This is a genomic window from Chryseobacterium sp. JV274, assembly GCF_903969135.1.
In the GTDB taxonomy this organism is placed as follows: Bacteria; Bacteroidota; Bacteroidia; order Flavobacteriales; family Weeksellaceae; genus Chryseobacterium.
In genome coordinates this window covers 1,585,578-1,603,808 of sequence record NZ_LR824569.1, presented here as the reverse complement: position 1 = coordinate 1,603,808, position 18,231 = coordinate 1,585,578, and the positions used below count along the sequence as shown (strand labels likewise).

The window sequence follows — 18,231 nt, the reverse complement described above, 5'->3', positions numbered from 1 at the left end:
ATACTATATATGGATTTGAAAGGATTAGATGCAGAGGAAATAGTAAAGAAGTTGGATAAACTAAGACCGAACACGGACTATTTATCGAAAGCTGTTCTGCAGTATAACGTGGAGACACACGAGATTTTCACAAATAAAACGAAATACCCGGATAAGCTCGTTGAAACTGAAGAAGGGACGTATTCGCAACCAATTAACAGAATTGGTTTTGCGTTTCAGCAGTTAATAGTTGATAAAATTGTGGCGTTTGGTTTTGGTAAACCTGTTACATACATTCCTACTAATGACAGTTTCTCATTGGTCCAGGATGTTTTAAAACAAAATAAGATCATTTCTTTAACACGTGATGCAGCAAGGGAAGTTTATGGAACTACAAAAGTAGCAGAGGTCTGGTATTTAACACCCGAAGCTGATAGATTGCGTGTTAAATTATTGCAACCAACAGAAGGTGACGTTTTCTACCCTGTTTTTGAAAATGGAGATATGACTGCCTTTGTTCGTGAAATTACCTTAAAGGACGAAAGCGATAAAGAAGTTGAATATAGGGAGATATACACCGCTGAAGAAAAGATTGTTCTAAAAAAGGAATCTCAATGGATTGAAGAAAGTAGAGAGCGAAATTTAATTGGGAAAATTCCGGTTGTGTATGGGTCACAAAAGAAAACCGAATGGGATATTGTGCAGGTTTTAATTGAAAGGATGGAAGAACTAGCTTCTGGGCATGCTGAAACTAATGACTATCATGCGGATCCAAAAGTTAAGGCGAAAGGTGAGTTAACTGGTTTTGCTAGGAAGGGACAGAAAGGGGCTATTTTCCAAATGGAAAAAGATTCAGAGTTAGACTATCTTACATGGGATAATAATACAGAATCTCAAAAACTGGAATTTGACAATCTCAAAGAATTTGTATACAAACTCACCCAAACACCTGATATTTCCTTTGAAAAACTTAAGTCTATGGGAGCTATATCTGGTGTTGCTGCGCAATATTACTTCATGGATATTCACTTGAAAGTGGAAATGAAGCGTGAAATATGGGATGATTATTTGGCGAGACGAATTAACATCATTAAAGCGTTTCTAGCGAATGTTCTGAGCACAAAAGATGCCAAAAAGCTGGAAGAATTAGAAGTTGATATTGTCTATAATCCATACATTATTAACGATAAAAAAGAAAAGATTGCTTATCTAATAGATGCAACGGGCGGTCAGCAGATTATGAGCACTGAAACCGCAATGCGAGAGTTGGGTATTGACGATCCAGAGGAAGAAATGAAGCGAATTCGTGAAGAAAACCAATATTCAGCGGAAACAGAGAATTCACAAACGTTTGGAGTATGAGTATTGCAAAGATAATTCAGAAGAAAGAATTTAATATTGCAATAAATATTTACAGGTAAAAATTAAAATTATGAATGGTCAACAAAGAAAAGAAATGTTCGACTTTTATAAAGAATGTATTGTAGAAATAATCTATACAAATAAAATTTCTAAATACTTTCGTATTATTTTCAGAGAATATACCTATAATATTTGTCTTTCTAATCATTTTGGTGAATATAGAAAAGGTTACAGACAATACATTACAAAAAAATTAACTCATTCAAATGCAAAACATTATGCATACCAATTACACAACTTGCAAAAAGCCGAAAAACATCTATGAAAAAGAAAACTATTAAAATTCCGATCTACTTTGGCGATTTAACCATTATTCATTCTGATGGATGGGAGGAGGTTAATAAGAAATATGAAAAACAAAGTGACTGGTCTTCACCGCTTGATAATGGTTACGAGGCATGCGTGTTTCCGGCACATTATAAAAGTGGGTATACGCAATATGTAGTAGCTTTTAAGAGAATCCCAAAAGGATCAACAATAGCTCATGAGTGTGTTCATCTTGTTAATCACGTCTTTCAAGATAGAGGGCTTGTGCTTGATATGTACAATGATGAAACACAGGCTTATTTAACGGGGTGGTTTTTTGAACAAATAGAGAGATTCTTTAATAACATTGAAAATGGAAAATAATAAATCAGGTGTTGAACCTAAAAACGTTTGGATTGCTAGAAGAAAAAAGGAATTGAGGTCAGCCATAATAGATATGCTTAACCAATATCATGAGTTGCCGAAAGAATGGATTGATGAATATAATAGTCATACTAAAAATAATCCGGCTGGTGTTATTGACACGATAAAAATTATAAAAGAAACTTCCGCCAAAAATTACGATGTTCAATTCGGAAATGGTAAAACAGGATCAATAGGATATAGTGAATTAGACTCTGAATTTCAATTGTTTGAAGCGAATAACGACGTAGTGCAAGCAATTCTTTGCAGAAGTAAAATGGAATTAACGGTAGGTAAATCTTTTATTCAAATAATGGTCAATTGGTTAACAAGTATTGGGTTTATAGTTGATATAGATAATGGACTTCGACAAGCAACATAGAAAAAGAGTAGAGCAATACTTAAGACGAGTTGAAAAGCTTTTCAATGACCTTGTTGAAAGCATTGTCTTTTCATCCCTGCCAGCAACTTTAAAGGAAGGGCTTTTTCAGTTTAGGAAATATCCAAAGATAACCAAGCATATTGAAGAGGTTTTTAATCAATTCAACTCTGATTTACGGGAATTAATAACTGTGTCTACTGCTTACTCATGGAATATTGGAGACTTGAAGAATGACGCTTTAAAACTGGCAACTTTAAACCGGATCTCAAAAGAAATACCTGCAGAGGTTTTAAATAAGCTCAAAGATGCTCCAATGCCAAGGAATGCAGAAGCTTTAAAAGCATTTCAAGAACGTAAAGTAGGTAAATTCAATATTTCAGAACGGGTATGGTCAATTACCCAAAACACCAAGAAAGAGCTTGAATTTGCACTTGATTTGGGCTTGTCCGAAGGTAAAAGCGCTCAACAGTTAGCCAGGGAAATAAAAAAATACCTTCGAGAACCGGATAGGCTATACCGAAGAGTCCGAGATAAGCACGGTAATTTGACATTGAGTAAGAATGCGAAAGCCTACAAACCGGGACAAGGTGTATATCGTAGCAGCATGGCAAATGCTGTTCGTCTTACTAAAGAGGAGAACAATTTAGGTTATAGAGAGTCAGATCAGCTTCGTATCATGCAGAATAACGACATTGTTGGTTATCAAATCCAGTTGAGCAATGCACATAAAATTATTGACATCTGTGATGATCTTAAAGGTTTTTATCCGAAAAATTTCATATGGAAAGGCTGGCATATCGGATGCATGTGTCAACGCTTCACAGTCCGTAAAACAGATAAGGAAATCATTGATGAAATAAACAAAGGACTCAATTTACCACCTGAAAAATCGGAGAATTATATTGCTGACGTTCCAAATCATTTTAAAACCTACATGGACGAAAACAAAGCTAAAATGGAAGGTTGGAAAACTCAGCCAGCTTTTATGGTGGATAATAAAAGCTATGTAAAATAGAATATTTAAATTTGCATTACACTTGTAGGTGGTTTTCTACTTGCTTCAGTAAAAAATGAATAAAGTGATTGCATATTTTGTGATCGCTTTTTTTGTTTTAATTTCGTAAATTTGCTATAACAGTAAACTCATTCAGGACGCTGAATCTTACAATTAGTTGCGCTACATGGGGTAGCCTTCGGGAGAAATCCGCATGACGTAAGCAGGTTCGAACCCTGCCGTTTAATTGTAGTAGTTTGCTGTTATTTTTTTATACAAATCCATGATCTCACACCAAGAACAAAAACTATATGATGAATTGACGGAAGGATGTAACTTTATGCCACTTCCGGACAAGCTTTTACTAATGGTTGAAAACTGCAACCTTACCGGAGAAATTCATCCGGAATTCCCGTTTATCTGCTATCACTTTCATTCATATTCATATACGAAGCAACAGTATGAAATGCTATGTAATTTTCATGTGAAATTGCTTAATAAAGTTCAGCAACATAAGATGTTGTCGGATAACGTAGCAAATACTGTTATTGTTCTAAGAGAGCCACTAGCACATTCAGGACAGTCAGAATACGAAGATAAAAACATTGCTTACTGGAAAGATATAGTGGAAAACACTCCCGAAATTAGATTCAGGAGTGAGTTTAGGAAATACTTAATTTAAAAAATATAAATACCATGAAAACACCAATTCAAGACTTCTTACTAAAGTCAAGGGGCTTCAATGCAAACCGTCCCGCTTATTTTATGTTTGTAATGGGGAACTCAACGGTTTTAATTAACAAAGAAAAAGAGTTGATTATTAAGACATTTATCGATGCTTTAAAAGATTCCGATTTATCCAAACAAGAAAAGGAAAAAAGAGCTGAAAAGTATTACATAGAAAATTACGTTGATGAAAAATAATAATTGGGTTTTCTGGTTAATAGGAATTGGATCGGTAGTTTTTATGAGTTTTGTTTTATGGCAAAATTATTTGTATGCAACTAATTTAGGAAAAGATTATCAAGGGCTATTTGGAGATATGTTCGGTGCATCGAATGCATTATTTACTGGTTTATCTTTTGTAGGAGTAATTATTGCTATTTTACTGCAGAGGCAAGAATTGCAACTTCAACGTAATGAGTTGGAGCTAACTCGAAAAGAAATGGAGCAAACACGTGATGAATTTGTGACTCAAAATTACACTTTGAAACTTCAGCAATTTGAAAACACATTTTTCCAGATGTTGAAAATGTTGAATGATATTGTTAAACGACAAAAATACTATGAAAGAGATCAGTTTTTTGGTGGAGAAGAAGTGTTTGATATTATTTTCAAAAATTATTACTCAGCAAAACATAATTATGTTGCAACAAAACTAGAACTAGATGATTTAGAAGCTTTTTATGATGAGACAAGAGTTAAGTCAGAATTCAAAAACTTGTCTAAAACAGAAATACTTACCATATACAGAGAATCAAGTCAGTTAATGGATAAAAAATTGATTCCATATTTTTCACACATTAATTCAATGTTAAAATTACTGAGTGATTCAGAAATAAAAAATAAAGAAGTTTACTCATCTATTTTAAAATCTCAATTAAATGATTCAGAACTTAGATTTATTTTTTTCAAATGTGTAACTGGTGACGTATGGAATGAGTTCTCAACAAATATCCAAAAATTCGGAATTTTAAACAGGGAAACATTACTTGAATTGGTTGAAAAACAGTTGGTTGAAGATTTAAAGTTACTACAAAATAAAACAGCCCCATAATTGGGGCTTTGTTATTGATTGTACTTAGCTAAAGAATCTTTGTGAAATTGATGATATTTAACATCATTTCCAGAAAACCAAGTACACCATAGTGAAACACCATCCTTGCCACTAACTGTCATTAAAACATTCATGTTTAAATCCGACTTTAGATAAACAACGTCTCCAATTTGTAATTCCATATTTATAAAATTTAGTTAAGTTTTAAAATTAATTTATTTATTGCTTCATTCATTACGGTTTCCCATATTTAATATCATTTATGAATTAATTATTTTTCTTTTCAAAACCGGATAGCGTTCATCGTTGTAGTCAGGTTCTGTTTTTTCTCCCGGCTTAGGGTTTAAATATTTTACCTCAATATGCATCGGAATATCAGTTACATCAAAATTATTCAAATACTCTTGAAGGTCATCTTCGTTATCAAATACGGCCTCTGTATCTCTATCGGCAAAATCGCCAATTATAAGCATATAGATTTTCTTTTCCATACTTTACTTATTAATTGCTAACTCTTTTCCTGTAAGTGTGAAAAAGAGGTTTTGGAACTGGTGGACATATTTAACATGTTTTAAAGGAATGCTCAATGATTGGTTAAGACTATCAGAACTGACACAAATTACGGTTCCGCGCTCTCCATATTCTATTTCCAATTGTAGATCCCACCCACCAGATTCATCAACCAAAGATTCTATTTCAACATACTGATCTATTTGAAATCCGAATTTAAGTATCCAATCCTCGGTTAATGGTATCGGCTCGATAGAGGCTTCTTTGTCTTCCTCTTTACATGCAGTCAAATATAGCAATGCATTAGCGGTGATTGAGTACACTACTTTGGTGACCTTGTCTTGGGTTAGATTTCCAATTCTCAATTCGTTTGCTTCCATATTAATTTCTTTGCACTTTTTTTAATATTATTTTATCTGAAAGATCCTTCATTTTATAGCCCAGAGTGTTGATTTTATGTGAAGATATAAATCCAATCTTTTCACTAAAATAAAAAACTGCTGATTCAAAGTTATCGATTATATCAGGAAATCCCAATTGTTTTAACCGCATTACGTCATGAGGTGATAGTCCGTTTTTCTTAATCTGCTCTTTGACTTGTATCAACTCTAGAAATTCACAGCCCAAAGCAAGAGAAATTTCCATCAGCCTTCCGTTTAATTCATATTCATTCATATTAAATAACATCAAGTTCAACTATTTTAAGCCATTTTTGTGGAGAATCATTCATTAATAACCAGTCATTTTTTAATTTTAATTGAACAGGTTCAAGCAGAACTTCTTCTTCTAAATCAATTCTTATTTTTTCAATCAAAGCTAATTTATCAGATGATACCCAATTGTTATAGATACTGTATTCCCTCTCAAAGGGTAAATTATATGACTTTACAATAAATAATTTACTATGTTCTTCTTTCATTTGTTGGCTCATAATTAATTCAAATTTATAACATAATACTGGATAGTTAATTTGTCCAGGAGTTTAGTATTCTGGACTATAAAATAGTTTCCACATTTAATCGGACGCATGATTACTACTTTCATCTAATTTATAATCAAAACTAATCTCAAATCGCTCAACAAAACTTAGAGGAGCTACTATTTTCAAACAATCTCCTTCAAAGTTCTCTATCGTTATGCTTGGTTCAGAGCGGTTAATTGTGACACAGCGAAAAGTCCCTTCCTTAATTTTCCGTTCTTTTAAAAGCCATTCCACTTCTTTTTCCGCAAAGAAATTGTCGATAGTAAAGTCAAAACTTAAACTTCCTTTTCTCACCTTCTCATCCATTCCAATACCTTTTGAGTGTCAAACAATAACTTCTTTTTACGTTTCCTTCCTTCATAGCCTCCTATGATTAATTCATCAGGATAATATTGGCATCTAAGAAGCGCATAGACTTCTTTCTGTCCCTTTCCTGTTACCTCGCAAAACTCCGATAAATCCATTGTGATTTTTTGAACCATTGCCAGCCTGTTAAAAGCTACATAAAGTTCACTTAGTGTCATATCCGACGTTCTCATACTCCCCAAATCTCCCCTCATAAAAATAATACCGTGGTTATAATAGTAAAATTACGAAATATCGTGTATAAAAGCAATAAAAGCTATTGAAAACAAACGATTTACGGACGAAATTTACGGTAATTAATAATAAACCTTTTAATATGACAAGAGAAACTATAATTGAAAAGCTGAGAAACAAGTATGCAAACCTGGGTCTTGGTGACGATATTTTAGGGTCGCAAGCAGATTTAATTTTAACCGGAAGTCCAACAGATGAAACAATTGATGGAGTAGTCGAAGGTGTAGGGGGATTATTAAAATCTATTCAATCAAGCTTGGATAAGGCAAGACAAAAGCCAGATCCTGAAAAGCCAAAGCCAACTGCACAGCCTAACCAAAATCCAGAACCTAAACCAGGTAATCAGGATCAAACATTAGCTGAGCAAGTTAAGGCCCTTACACAATCAGTTCAGGCATTAGTAACCAAAACAGCTACCGACGACAAAAAAGGAAATCTTGTTAAAGCTCTTGCTTCGAAGAACATTCCTGAAAAGTACTACAACAAGTTTTTGTCAACCGTCGATTATGGAGAAGGCTACTCTGAAGAAGACACAGTAAAATCTATGGAGACTGAATTTGAGGATTTCAAACAAGCTTTTGCAACTGAAGGTGCTCAAGGTGGAAAACCGCCTATTGGAACCGGAGGAACTGACCAAAACAACCAAGTATTGAAAGACATTGAAAGGTTAGGATAAAATCGAAAACAAAAATGAGCAAATTAGGATTAAAGAAGACGGTAGTTGCGGGAGATAAGACAATTTTCGCTCACGTTCTTGAAACTGCTTTAGGCGGTTTCGTATTAGATACAACAGGGCTTACTGTTGGAGATAAAGTACTTGCGGGTACTGCATTTTCGTATGATGAAGCAACGAGAATGGCAAAGCCTGATCAAGTAAATCCAAAGGGATTACTGTATGAAGATGTAGTTATTGACTCTGCAACTTCTGTTGATATTGTTCTTAGAGGAACTGTTTATGCAAACAGAATTCCAGCATTGACCGATGCTTTAAAAGCTAAGATGCCGCAAATCATTTTCTCACTTTCTAAATAATTAAAACTATGAGTGAAATTGTAACATCAATATTCGGACAATACGGTACAAGCGGAGCAATTCAGGCAATTATCGACAAAAGAATGGATAAGTTCAAAACCAGAGAATTCACCAAGTATCTTTCTTGGGACACTCCTCAGGTTGATCTTTCCTTTGCAGATGTAATTGGTAGAAGTAGAATTGAAGCAATCGCATCAGTAATTGGTGAAGATGCCGTATCTCCAGTAAGAAGCAGACAAGGGCTTGAAAAGTTAGAGGGGAAAATTCCTACTATTTCTCACAAGTACCTAATGAAATCTTCTGACTACAGAAACTACATTACTTTACAGAATCAGAATAACGTTTCTGATGATACGAAGAAAAAACAAATCATTGATCTTATTTTCAATGACGTAAAAAACGCTGCTGACGGTTGTACCGCTAGAGTAGACGTTATGTTCTTACAGGCGTTATCTACAGGTAAAATTGATTTGTCTGTGACTAACAATCCTGATGGAGTTGCTTACGGCCAAATTGACATGCTACTACCTGCAGATAATATCATAACAGCAGCCAAAGTATGGACTGACACAACAGCTAAACCGACAAGCGATCTTGAGGCAGTTATATCTGCAGCACAGGCAAAAGGAAATGGAGATTTTGCAAAAATTCTCATGACAAGACCAACCTTCAACAAGTTGAAAGACTCTGCTGAGATCCAGGCAATTTTCAAAAATTCGAATAAAGATAATTACGCTTTGGTAACTCTTGCCAGAGTAAATGATTTCTTTACTTCAAATGGATTACCTCCGATTGAACTTCAGGACTCTTTATTTGGCCTAGAGCAGGATGGGAATATCACCACATTCAAAGCATTTGCTGATGATGTGATTGTATTCGTTCCTCAGGGGCAATTAGGGACAGTTAAGAATGGTCTTGTGGTTGAAGGAGACTTAATGCAAGTATCCGGGCATTCATATGCAAACGTTGACAAAGTGAAGATTGCTAAATGGTCGAAAACTGAGCCAATGAATGAGTTCACAAGAGGACAATTACATGCTATTCCGGCATTAACTGCAATCGATGCTGTATATCATTTAAAACTAAAACTAGCATAATAAATGAAAGTTAGGGATTATTTGTCAGCAAATCTTGAGTTATGGTCGGTTGAAGTGTCCGATTCGCTTATTGATGCAGAATTGATTAATGTAGGATTGAATGGCGACTCTGAATACGAACCCGAATTAGAAGTAAAAACTAATACGCTGTTTTACAATTTAATCCCTAAGCTTTTATTATCTCCAAAAAGAGTTTCAGAAGGACAGTTTACAATCGAATATGATAAAGATGCAATGCTTGCATATTACCGTATGATTGCTGGCCAGTTAGGGCTTCCAAATAATCTGGAAAGGAACAAAATTCGTGATCGTTCAAATCTCTGGTAAATGGCAATTCAATATCCATATAAGTTAGAAGTATTTGTAAAAACAGATGCTGTAAAGGATGAAAACGGAAACTGGATTCCCGGAACTGAGGAATGGCAGGACTTCGGTAAATGTCGTGATGAAGACAGTCTTTCAAGTACAAAAACTATTTCTAACGATCAGATTAAGTACGAATACACCTGGCTGATTCAATGCCCTAAAAAACTTAAATCTATTGATAATGGTTCAAGTATAAGAGTTATAGGATCAAAAGGAGAAACAAGACTTAAAGGAGAGGTTTTAAGAGTTAAATACGATCAATTTCACAGTAGAATATGGGTGTAAGAGCAAACTTTAACATGCCGGGTTTAAACCAGTATCTCAATGATGCTTTGGACGCAAAAATCCAGAACATCATTAGAATTATGCGGGTGGTTGGTGAAGATGCTATAAACGAAGCGCGGTCTTACGCGAAAGATAAAGACTGGCAGGATGTAACCGGAAACCTTAGGTCGTCTATTGGGTATGTAATCACTTTGAATGGCAATGTTGTAAGTCAAGACTTCGAGAAAGTACAAGGACCACAGACAACAACAAAGGATGGAAAGAAAATAGGCTATGATTTGGCGATTGATATTGCCAAAGCTCTTCCTGAAATAGCTTTAGTGATTGTAGCTGGTATGAACTACGCTTCAACCGTTGAAAGTAGAGGTCGTAATGTCCTAACCAGCGCTGAACTCAAAGCGAAATTAAAACTCAATCAATTTCTAAATAGTATACGGTGAGAAATTCAGTAATAGAAGCCAAACAGTGGATTTACAATGAGTTGAAAAATGGTGGTGTTGGATCTATTATCACAGGAGATCTGTATAAAGACTTTAGACCATCCGGTAGCATCAAAGAAGATGTTGTTGTAAATGCTATCACTATCAATAATACGTTTTTTCAAACCGGCGCATTTAATGTGAATTGCTACGTCCCTTATTTAAAAGTTAAGATCAACGCAATTGATCAAAATGTTCCGAACGAAATTAGATTAAAAGCTGTTTCCGACAAAGTAAAACCAATTCTGGAAAGAAAATTCACTGACAAATACAATGTTGATATAGAATTCGAGCAAGCAATTATGGATGACAAAGATTGCTATATCAATTTCAGACTAAAATTAAACGCATTTAATAATTAAAATTCAATAAAATGGCAGGACAGATTAACAATGGTGTAGCGAAAATTGAATTAGCACCAGTTGCATCAGACGGGGGAATGGGCACCGTCTTTAAAAAATTAGGGGAAACCATGCTTGGGACTTTAAAAATCAATATGGAAGATGGTACAACTACAGATTTCAATGTTGAGGAATATGATGATCCCATTTTCACAAGAACTACTAAAGGAGCAATGTCTTTTGATTTTGATGTTGCTAATCCGGATGCTGACACCTTGGTTGAGGTTGGAGCCGGAACAAAAGACACCGACGGAAATTATATTCCTCCTATTGGAAATGTTACCGTAGAAAGATCATTAAAAATAACACCTGAAATCGGTTTTGGATTTGATGTAGTAAGAACTCTTATTACCTATAAATTCACCACCGACATGGGTAAAGACAACTTAATGGGAGTATCTGTAAACGCAAAGGTTCTCAGACCAACAAAGGAGAATACTCCATCATTTGAGTTGGTTAAATATCCAGTAACACCTTAATATTTTTCTTTTCAGCGCACTTGCTTAGGTGGGTGCGCTTTTTTTAACTACAAAAATTACAATTATGGAAGAAGAGAAAATATTAAGCGAAGAGGAAAAAGTAATTGCAGAAGAAAAGGAACTGAAGGTTTTAAATAGTGTTGGATTTGCTGTTAAAACATCATTTTGGGGCAAAGAATTGATCTGGAATGTTAATAAAATCCCATTGAAGGTAATGTTTGCTCAAAGTTACCGGTTTTTTAAACTTAAAGTCTTCCAGGAGAAACAGGAAAATGATGATTTCCAAGAAATATTAAACTCACAATTTAATTCAGTCGCTGATAATGCCAAGCTTTGCGCAGAAATTATTGCGATTACGATCCTGGGAACAAAATGGAATAACTGGCTTTTTAGAAAGCTTTTAACTGAGCATTTATTCAATAATATCAATTCAAGAGAACTTCTAGAATTTACACAAAACGTTCTTTCATTGAACGATTACCAGTCTTTTACGATCTCTACCACATTACTAAGCGCAGTAAGAGTGACGAATCCGATGAAGGTAGAGAAAACGGCCTAAAAACTATTTATGGTCTATGTGGTCAACTATGTCACCACTTTGGATGGACACTCGATTATTTACTTGAAGAGGTGGATTATGCTTTTTTACAAAGAATGCTGATTGATGCCCCTTCATATGATTACGATAAAGATGAAGATGTGAAAAAAGACTCGAATAAAGGTAAAACATTTAATTATTCAGAATTATCTCAAGAGGATTTTTTATCACAGTTGGAGCAATATAAATAATGAAGAATGAATAATGTAGGAGGAGCTTTAAATTTCAATGCGACGTTGAATTTGAACGAATGGAGGAGAAATGTTGATCAGATACGAAGAGATATTCTTGGATTAAATCAGCAAACACAGCAACAGACATCACAAATGGACACCGCTTTCCGGAATCTATCAATTGGTGTTGCAAGTTACTTTTCAGTACATGTTGTTCGGGATTTTATAAATGAACTTATAACAGTTCGTGGCGAATTCCAACAAATGGAGAATGCTATCGAAACCATTACTGGTTCGACATCCCAAATGAATAAGCTGATGGATGAATGGAAAGAACTTACTTTAAGGTCTCCATTTCGTTTATCAGAAATCGGTCAAGCAGGAAAACAATTACTAGCATATGGCATTGATGTAAATAAAGTTACACATGATATTGAAATGCTTGCCAATGTGGCTTCCGGGGTATCAGCGCCAATCGGTGATATTGCTTATGTTTATGGAACCTTAAAAACACAGGGTAGAGCATATACTAGAGATATTCTACAATTCACAATGCGAGGTATTCCATTAATGGATGAGTTAGCGAAAGTCATGAACGTAAATGTTTCTGAACTTAAAGGGCTAATTGAAGCTGGAAAAGTTGGTTTCCCAGAAGTTGAAAAGGCTATGAATAGACTGACTACTGAAGGAGGTAAATTCAATAATCTTATTGGCAAGCAAGCCACAACATTAACGGGTTCAGTAAATAGACTTAAGCACGAATTTGAATTAATGCTTAATGAAATCGGAACCAATAATGAAAACATTCTTAAAGGCGGAATTGACGCAATTACCCACTTGATTGAAAACTATCAGGAAGTTGGAAGAGTTTTGCTTACTCTAATTGAAATATACGGAATTTACAGAACTGCTTTATTGGTGACAACAGCAATTCAAAAAGCTTCAATTGCGGTAGAGGCTATCAAGACATGGATCTCATTGGCTAGAAGTATTAGAACTGCAGCAGATGCACAAGCTTTATTTAACCTTACCGCAAGAGCCAATCCTTATACTCTTATAATTACTGTAATAGGAGCTTTATTAGCAATAACTTACAATTATCGCCAGGAACTAGGCGAGCTTACCGGAATGATCGAAGAGCAGACAAACTCACAGAAAGCACAGGAGGAGGTAATGTCTGAATATCACAGGAATTTCGCCAAAGGTGTAAACGAAACCAAAGCTAATATTTCTGAGTTAATCGGCATTATCAAAAATGAGTCTTCCACATTAGAAATGCGTAAGGCCGCATATGAAAAGCTTATTAAGATTGATCAGACTTTCATCGGTGTTCTTGATGGTCAGTATAAAGCAACAAATAGGCTCGGACAGGCTTTAGAATATGTTACATCTAAAATTGATGCATTTGCAATGGCTCAGGCCAAGGCTGCTGCTTCAAGAAAAATACTTGAAGAATCATTCGAGGAGCAATTTAAGCGCGATGCTTTAAAAGTTCAGGCCGATTCAGCTCAAAAAGAAGCTGATAAGTGGAAGAAAATGGACGAAGAGGCAAGAAAGGCTGGAAAAGCGAGCCTAGAGTACATGAGAAATGCTTATGATGCTGAGAAGAGACGAGATAAGCTTCTTGAACAACTTGAAAAGCAAAGAAAGGTAGCCAACGAGAAAACCGGTATTTCTAACGCAATCATCAGGAGCAACCAGCAGGAAATTAATCAAAAAACAAAGGTTTTAAATCAACTAAGAGAAGAAGTTAGGCTAGGAAAACTAAATGGTGAACAATTAGAGCTTAAAAAGAAACAAATTGAAAAACTAGATTTTGAACTTAATGGTTTTAAGCCTCAAATTATTCAATCACCTGAAGAAAATAAAAAGTCTGAAGGATGGGCTGAAAGGATTAAAGCTCAAATTGAAGAATTGGAATCGCAGGCACAGAAAGCACCTACACAAGCAGCCTATCAAGCAATACGCAATAGAATAGACAAGTTAAATGAATTATTAAATCCAAAAAAAAATAAGCAAGAAAATCAAATAGCTGAAATATTACCAGAAGGTTCTATAAAAGAACTTGAAAGAAGAGCTCAGTTGCTAAATGATGCTATTGATACAGCTGTTAATGGTGTAGTTAAACTTCGAAATCTAGACAAGTTTGGACACGATAAAGATAAAAAAGGGAACCCTTATTTAACAGGCGAGACGGTATCTACAGAAGAAGCTTATAAAAGACTTCAACAAATACAGGATGAAATAGACTCCAAAAGGTATAAATCTAACAAAGATAGACTGGATGAAACTAAAACACAGTTTGAAAACTATTACTCTATTGCTTCCTATTACGGAAAAGAAATAGCTGATAAACAGTATGCTCCTCTAATTAGTAAATCAAAAAATTACCTTCAGTACGTAGAGGGAGAAGTTAATTCTATCGAAAAAAGAATAGAGAGTGGGGAGAAGCTTTCCAAATCTGATCAGGAGTATTTAGTTATGCTTAGAAATGAGATGGATTCATTAAATGGTTTTGAAGCCCCCATAGAAGCTTTTAAGCGTGAGTTTGAAAACACTCTAAAACTTATGACGTCATACATTGATCAGATAGATGCAATAGATAATGCGATAGATAAGGCCTTCCAAAAAGAAGGAGGAAATAGCAAACAATTCTTGGATCAGAAAAAGTATCTGGAAGAGTTAAGGAGAAATGCTGTTCAGGCTCAAAAAGAACAGTATGTTCAGTTTATCAACGAACATCAAACTTTTGAACAACGCAAAGTAGAAATAACAAAGAAGTACGATGATATACGTCTGAAGATTCAAAAATCAAATGATTCCGACTTAGAAAAAACAAGGCTTACTGACGAAGCAAATAAAGCTCAGGCTAAAGACATTTCATCAATGTCTGTCGAACTATTTCAGAAAACCGATTTGTGGGTTAAAGCTTTTGGAGATTTAAATCGTGTAGGGCCAAAAACACTTCGTAGAATGCGAGATGAGTTTAAGAAATTTTTAGACTCAGACGCCGCCAAAGCACTAAAACCCGAAGACCTTAAAACAGTACAGGATGCATATGATAAATTAGACGAGAGTGTTAAATCAAGAAACCCTTTCGCAGCAATAAGCATTTCAATTGGTAAGTATTCTGAAGAAAAGAAAAAGCTTGCAGATGCGGAGAAAAAATACGGAAAAAACAGCAAAGAATACAATGAGCAGTTAGAAAATACAAGAATTGCTTTAGCAAACATATTTAAAAATGGGCAAGATGCCGCTAATGCTGTTATTGGTTTTGCGTCAGATCTTGGTGGCGCATTAGGATTACTGTCCCAAGAATCTCAAGAAGCATTAAAAAATGCTCAACAATTATTTGATGGTATTATTAACGCTGTAACGGGTTATTTTTCCGGAGACTATGCTAAAATGGCAGGTGGAATTGTTCAAATGATTACATCTATTTCAAAAGCTATGAATGGTGATATTGATCGTAATAAATCTATACAACAATGGGGCATTGAGATTGAAAAGCTAAAATCATTATATGAACAACTGAATAAAACTATTGAAAAGACTGCAGGTGAAGCTCAGTTAAAAATGAATCAAGATCTCATCCAAAATCTCAAACAGCAACAGGATATTTTAGCTAAAATGAGGGATACTGAAAATGAGAAGAAGAATTCAGATACAGATAAAATTGCATCATATACACAACAAATTGAAGACATAAATAATAAGATTGCTGAGATTGCTGATAATTTTAAAAACAGTATCACAGGATCTGATTTTAAAGATTTGTCTCAAAAGATGGCAGAAGCTCTTACATCCGCATTTACACAAGGAGAAGATGCTGCAAAGTCATTTGATAAGGTTGTGGATGATGTTATGCGTAATGCAGTTCAAAATGCTTTAAGAATAAAATTTCTGGAACCCGCTGCTCAAAAGATAGTTGACCAGATTTATCAATCTATGGGATTTGGAAATGGGGATGCATCAACTTTAGAATCACAGATTAAACTTGCTGAAAAAGAAATCAATGATGTAGTAAACAAACTTAAAAACACTAGTGTACTTGACGGAAATTACCTAACACTATACAAAAAAAGGGAAGAATTAGAGAAGTTGATCAGCTCTTTAAAAGAACAAATTGCGACTTCTAATACATCAGGAGGTTTTGATGGCCTTACTCAAGAAGAAAGAGACAAGAATAAAGAATCGGTACAGGACGCCATGAAAAAGTACATGGAAGGGATGAAGCAATATCAAGACCTTTTCGGTCAAGCAGCAGAAAATGCTCAAGGCTTAAAAGGCGACATCAAAGGAATCACCGAGAAAACAGCTGGTGCTTTAGAAGGCCAACTTAATGCAATGCGCATTATGCAGGCTGAGGCTTTGAAACGCTTCAAGGATGGTTTAGAAGTTATGAGAAGCCAGCTTCTTGTTCAATCACAGATAGAAATGAATACAAGACCTATAAAAGGTATGTATGAAGAAATTAAGTCGATGAATTCTAAAATTAAAAATAGCCTAGCCGGAATACCATAATGAAAACAGATTATATTTTAAAAGAAATGAAAGCTTTCAGCCCTTGTAAAGGGGGCTTTGAAAAGGCTTATAAGGATGCTTCAATAAAGAACCTTTGCGAACTATTTTTTGCAAATTCTGATTGGGCTTTAAGACAAAATTTCCCGTCAAAAGAAGTACTTGAAAAATACCGTGGTTATTATGAAAATTACGGACTTTACTATAGACAAAGTACTATAAACAAGGCTGTTAATTTGGCTATCTTTGATAGTGAATCTGAAATAGAATACTCAGGATTTGATGTTTCAGATGTTTTTATTCGTGGAAAATCGAAAATCACAATAAAAGCTTCCGGATATTCTAAAGTATTTGTGACTGTTTTAGATGATTCTGAGCTTGTAGTAGATAGACGGGATTTTGCTGAGGTATTTGTTTACCAATATGGAGGAATGATTAATGGAGATTGTGTGGTAAAACAGAAGAAATGGGATTAAAGTGGTCAATCAATGGAAGGGATTTTGCGGACTTTGGAATTAATGTTCAAGAGTCTAAAAGTGTTCTTGATAAATTAAAGCCACGTGAAAGAAATTCATATACATGGGCTGAATACCACGGAAAGCAAATCGACTTATCTAAACCTTACTATGAAGCGCGAGAAATGGAGCTTCAGTGCTGGCTTAAAGCATCTGATTCAAATAGGTTAACAGAAAATTTTAATTCCTTTTTAAGCTTATTTGATACAAAATCGACAAAGCGTTTTACTATCGAACCTTTCGGCAATAAAGAATACGCATATGAGGTGTTGCTTAATGGTTCTGCTGAACTTATAAAAGAGTTTAGAAACGGTGAAATGTACGGCTCTTTTACGCTAAAACTATTAGAGCCAAATCCAATAAAAAGAGTTCTAAAAACAACTCTGGACACCTTCAAACTATCCTACGAAATAGATTCCGAGACAGAGATTTTCTTCGGTGATGGGACCAAGCAGACCGGACGTAGTAATGTAAGCCTTACAAAAGACTATTCAGAACCTTCTTATGAGAATTCCGGATTGTCACTTGTAAGTGTAAGTGGTTTTAATGATGAATATTTCGAGGTATACTCTGTTCCGGAAAAATCTACCACTTATCAGTTCTCGGTTGAAGTGACTTTAGTATCACCTAAAAACATAAAACTTTATGTAATCGGAAGAAAGCCTGATAATGTTTATGAAGTGGTTGCAATAAGTACAATTTACGAAGGCTTAATAGGCAAAAACACCATAACCGTGATTAAGGACGTCAATATACCGGTCTATGGGAAATTTATATACAAGGTTTTGGATTCAGACGGAAATGAAATTCCGGGAATGGTTTACAATAACCCTCGTATTGAAACCGCTGAGGTAGTCGGAGAGTGGCAGGACATGACAGGTAAAGAAAAAATAATAATAATTGCTGGAAATATTGAAGACATGAAAAACCTTCAGACACCAGCGGAAATAATTTGGGAAAAAATATAGAA

Annotated in this window: 27 protein-coding genes; 20 read left to right on the top strand and 7 right to left on the bottom strand. The window is 34.9% G+C overall.

What is annotated here, in order from left to right:
* Window positions 1-9: 9 nt before the first annotated feature.
* The 7 genes from CHRYMOREF3P_RS07320 to CHRYMOREF3P_RS07290 all read left to right on the top strand — a co-directional run bounded on the left by CHRYMOREF3P_RS07320 (window position 10) and on the right by CHRYMOREF3P_RS07290 (window position 5,223).
* The gene (locus CHRYMOREF3P_RS07320) at window positions 10-1,341 is read left to right on the top strand and encodes a phage portal protein (RefSeq protein ID WP_180564265.1); all 1,332 of its coding nucleotides are present in this window, start codon (window positions 10-12) and stop codon (window positions 1,339-1,341) included.
* A gap of 321 nt (window positions 1,342-1,662) precedes the next feature.
* Complete coding sequence (locus CHRYMOREF3P_RS07315; protein ID WP_180564264.1) at window positions 1,663-2,031, top strand: hypothetical protein; 369 nt, start codon at window positions 1,663-1,665, stop codon at window positions 2,029-2,031.
* A complete protein-coding gene (locus CHRYMOREF3P_RS07310; RefSeq protein ID WP_180564263.1) occupies window positions 2,021-2,452 on the top strand; it encodes a hypothetical protein in 432 nt (143 codons plus the stop codon). The genes CHRYMOREF3P_RS07315 and CHRYMOREF3P_RS07310 overlap by 11 nt, the downstream gene beginning before the upstream one ends.
* Window positions 2,430-3,467: a hypothetical protein gene (locus CHRYMOREF3P_RS07305; RefSeq protein ID WP_180564262.1), complete on the top strand. Its 1,038-nt coding sequence runs from the start codon at window positions 2,430-2,432 to the stop codon at window positions 3,465-3,467. The genes CHRYMOREF3P_RS07310 and CHRYMOREF3P_RS07305 overlap by 23 nt, the downstream gene beginning before the upstream one ends.
* Before the next feature lie 262 nt (window positions 3,468-3,729).
* The gene (locus CHRYMOREF3P_RS07300) at window positions 3,730-4,128 is read left to right on the top strand and encodes a hypothetical protein (protein WP_180564261.1); all 399 of its coding nucleotides are present in this window, start codon (window positions 3,730-3,732) and stop codon (window positions 4,126-4,128) included.
* A gap of 14 nt (window positions 4,129-4,142) precedes the next feature.
* Complete coding sequence (locus tag CHRYMOREF3P_RS07295; RefSeq protein WP_180564260.1) at window positions 4,143-4,370, top strand: hypothetical protein; 228 nt, start codon at window positions 4,143-4,145, stop codon at window positions 4,368-4,370.
* On the top strand, window positions 4,360-5,223 hold the full coding sequence (locus CHRYMOREF3P_RS07290; protein WP_180564259.1) for a putative phage abortive infection protein: 864 nt from the start codon (window positions 4,360-4,362) through the stop codon (window positions 5,221-5,223). Before CHRYMOREF3P_RS07295 ends, CHRYMOREF3P_RS07290 begins: the two co-directional genes overlap by 11 nt.
* A gap of 11 nt (window positions 5,224-5,234) precedes the next feature.
* On the opposite strand, the gene CHRYMOREF3P_RS07285 is transcribed toward CHRYMOREF3P_RS07290, so the two are convergent.
* From CHRYMOREF3P_RS07285 to CHRYMOREF3P_RS07255, 7 genes are all read right to left on the bottom strand, one after another.
* Window positions 5,235-5,405 (bottom strand): DUF2158 domain-containing protein, encoded by a 171-nt coding sequence (locus tag CHRYMOREF3P_RS07285; protein ID WP_180564258.1) that lies wholly within the window; start codon window positions 5,403-5,405, stop codon window positions 5,235-5,237.
* Window positions 5,406-5,483: 78 nt separating this feature from the next.
* Window positions 5,484-5,714, bottom strand: a complete 231-nt coding sequence (locus CHRYMOREF3P_RS07280; protein ID WP_180564257.1) for a hypothetical protein — start codon at window positions 5,712-5,714, stop codon at window positions 5,484-5,486.
* Window positions 5,715-5,717: 3 nt separating this feature from the next.
* Complete coding sequence (locus CHRYMOREF3P_RS07275) at window positions 5,718-6,113, bottom strand: hypothetical protein (protein WP_180564256.1); 396 nt, start codon at window positions 6,111-6,113, stop codon at window positions 5,718-5,720.
* A 1-nt stretch (window position 6,114) separates the two neighbouring features.
* Window positions 6,115-6,378 (bottom strand): hypothetical protein, encoded by a 264-nt coding sequence (locus CHRYMOREF3P_RS07270; protein WP_180564255.1) that lies wholly within the window; start codon window positions 6,376-6,378, stop codon window positions 6,115-6,117.
* Window positions 6,379-6,409: 31 nt separating this feature from the next.
* Window positions 6,410-6,652, bottom strand: a complete 243-nt coding sequence (locus CHRYMOREF3P_RS07265; RefSeq protein ID WP_180564254.1) for a hypothetical protein — start codon at window positions 6,650-6,652, stop codon at window positions 6,410-6,412.
* Between the two features lie 96 nt (window positions 6,653-6,748).
* On the bottom strand, window positions 6,749-7,021 hold the full coding sequence (locus tag CHRYMOREF3P_RS07260) for a hypothetical protein (protein WP_180564253.1): 273 nt from the start codon (window positions 7,019-7,021) through the stop codon (window positions 6,749-6,751).
* The gene (locus CHRYMOREF3P_RS07255; RefSeq protein WP_180564252.1) at window positions 7,006-7,239 is read right to left on the bottom strand and encodes a hypothetical protein; all 234 of its coding nucleotides are present in this window, start codon (window positions 7,237-7,239) and stop codon (window positions 7,006-7,008) included. Before CHRYMOREF3P_RS07255 ends, CHRYMOREF3P_RS07260 begins: the two co-directional genes overlap by 16 nt.
* Window positions 7,240-7,397: 158 nt before the next feature.
* Between CHRYMOREF3P_RS07255 and CHRYMOREF3P_RS07250 the strand changes: the two genes are divergently transcribed.
* From CHRYMOREF3P_RS07250 to CHRYMOREF3P_RS07195, 13 genes are all read left to right on the top strand, one after another.
* Window positions 7,398-7,991 carry a hypothetical protein gene (locus CHRYMOREF3P_RS07250; RefSeq protein WP_180564251.1) on the top strand — a complete coding sequence of 198 codons (594 nt, stop codon included), beginning with the start codon at window positions 7,398-7,400 and terminating at the stop codon, window positions 7,989-7,991.
* Window positions 7,992-8,005: 14 nt separating this feature from the next.
* Window positions 8,006-8,347 (top strand): hypothetical protein, encoded by a 342-nt coding sequence (locus CHRYMOREF3P_RS07245; protein ID WP_180564250.1) that lies wholly within the window; start codon window positions 8,006-8,008, stop codon window positions 8,345-8,347.
* A gap of 8 nt (window positions 8,348-8,355) precedes the next feature.
* Window positions 8,356-9,444, top strand: coding sequence for a major capsid protein (locus tag CHRYMOREF3P_RS07240; RefSeq protein ID WP_180564249.1), 1,089 nt, complete (start codon window positions 8,356-8,358; stop codon window positions 9,442-9,444).
* Between the two features lie 3 nt (window positions 9,445-9,447).
* A complete protein-coding gene (locus CHRYMOREF3P_RS07235; RefSeq protein WP_180564248.1) occupies window positions 9,448-9,771 on the top strand; it encodes a DUF6706 family protein in 324 nt (107 codons plus the stop codon).
* Window positions 9,772-10,095 carry a hypothetical protein gene (locus CHRYMOREF3P_RS07230; RefSeq protein ID WP_180564247.1) on the top strand — a complete coding sequence of 108 codons (324 nt, stop codon included), beginning with the start codon at window positions 9,772-9,774 and terminating at the stop codon, window positions 10,093-10,095.
* Window positions 10,086-10,535 carry a hypothetical protein gene (locus CHRYMOREF3P_RS07225; RefSeq protein ID WP_180564246.1) on the top strand — a complete coding sequence of 150 codons (450 nt, stop codon included), beginning with the start codon at window positions 10,086-10,088 and terminating at the stop codon, window positions 10,533-10,535. The genes CHRYMOREF3P_RS07230 and CHRYMOREF3P_RS07225 overlap by 10 nt, the downstream gene beginning before the upstream one ends.
* Window positions 10,532-10,936: a hypothetical protein gene (locus CHRYMOREF3P_RS07220; protein ID WP_180564245.1), complete on the top strand. Its 405-nt coding sequence runs from the start codon at window positions 10,532-10,534 to the stop codon at window positions 10,934-10,936. Before CHRYMOREF3P_RS07225 ends, CHRYMOREF3P_RS07220 begins: the two co-directional genes overlap by 4 nt.
* Window positions 10,937-10,947: 11 nt before the next feature.
* Window positions 10,948-11,454: a hypothetical protein gene (locus CHRYMOREF3P_RS07215; protein ID WP_180564244.1), complete on the top strand. Its 507-nt coding sequence runs from the start codon at window positions 10,948-10,950 to the stop codon at window positions 11,452-11,454.
* A 64-nt stretch (window positions 11,455-11,518) separates the two neighbouring features.
* Window positions 11,519-12,013: a hypothetical protein gene (locus CHRYMOREF3P_RS07210; RefSeq protein WP_180564243.1), complete on the top strand. Its 495-nt coding sequence runs from the start codon at window positions 11,519-11,521 to the stop codon at window positions 12,011-12,013.
* Between the two features lie 5 nt (window positions 12,014-12,018).
* Complete coding sequence (locus CHRYMOREF3P_RS24390) at window positions 12,019-12,243, top strand: hypothetical protein (RefSeq protein ID WP_410500287.1); 225 nt, start codon at window positions 12,019-12,021, stop codon at window positions 12,241-12,243.
* 6 nt (window positions 12,244-12,249) lie between these two features.
* On the top strand, window positions 12,250-16,749 hold the full coding sequence (locus CHRYMOREF3P_RS07205; RefSeq protein ID WP_180564242.1) for a tape measure protein: 4,500 nt from the start codon (window positions 12,250-12,252) through the stop codon (window positions 16,747-16,749).
* Window positions 16,749-17,222, top strand: coding sequence for a hypothetical protein (locus CHRYMOREF3P_RS07200; RefSeq protein WP_180564241.1), 474 nt, complete (start codon window positions 16,749-16,751; stop codon window positions 17,220-17,222). Before CHRYMOREF3P_RS07205 ends, CHRYMOREF3P_RS07200 begins: the two co-directional genes overlap by 1 nt.
* Window positions 17,213-18,229, top strand: a complete 1,017-nt coding sequence (locus CHRYMOREF3P_RS07195; protein ID WP_180564240.1) for a phage tail domain-containing protein — start codon at window positions 17,213-17,215, stop codon at window positions 18,227-18,229. The genes CHRYMOREF3P_RS07200 and CHRYMOREF3P_RS07195 overlap by 10 nt, the downstream gene beginning before the upstream one ends.
* Window positions 18,230-18,231: the final 2 nt, after the last annotated feature.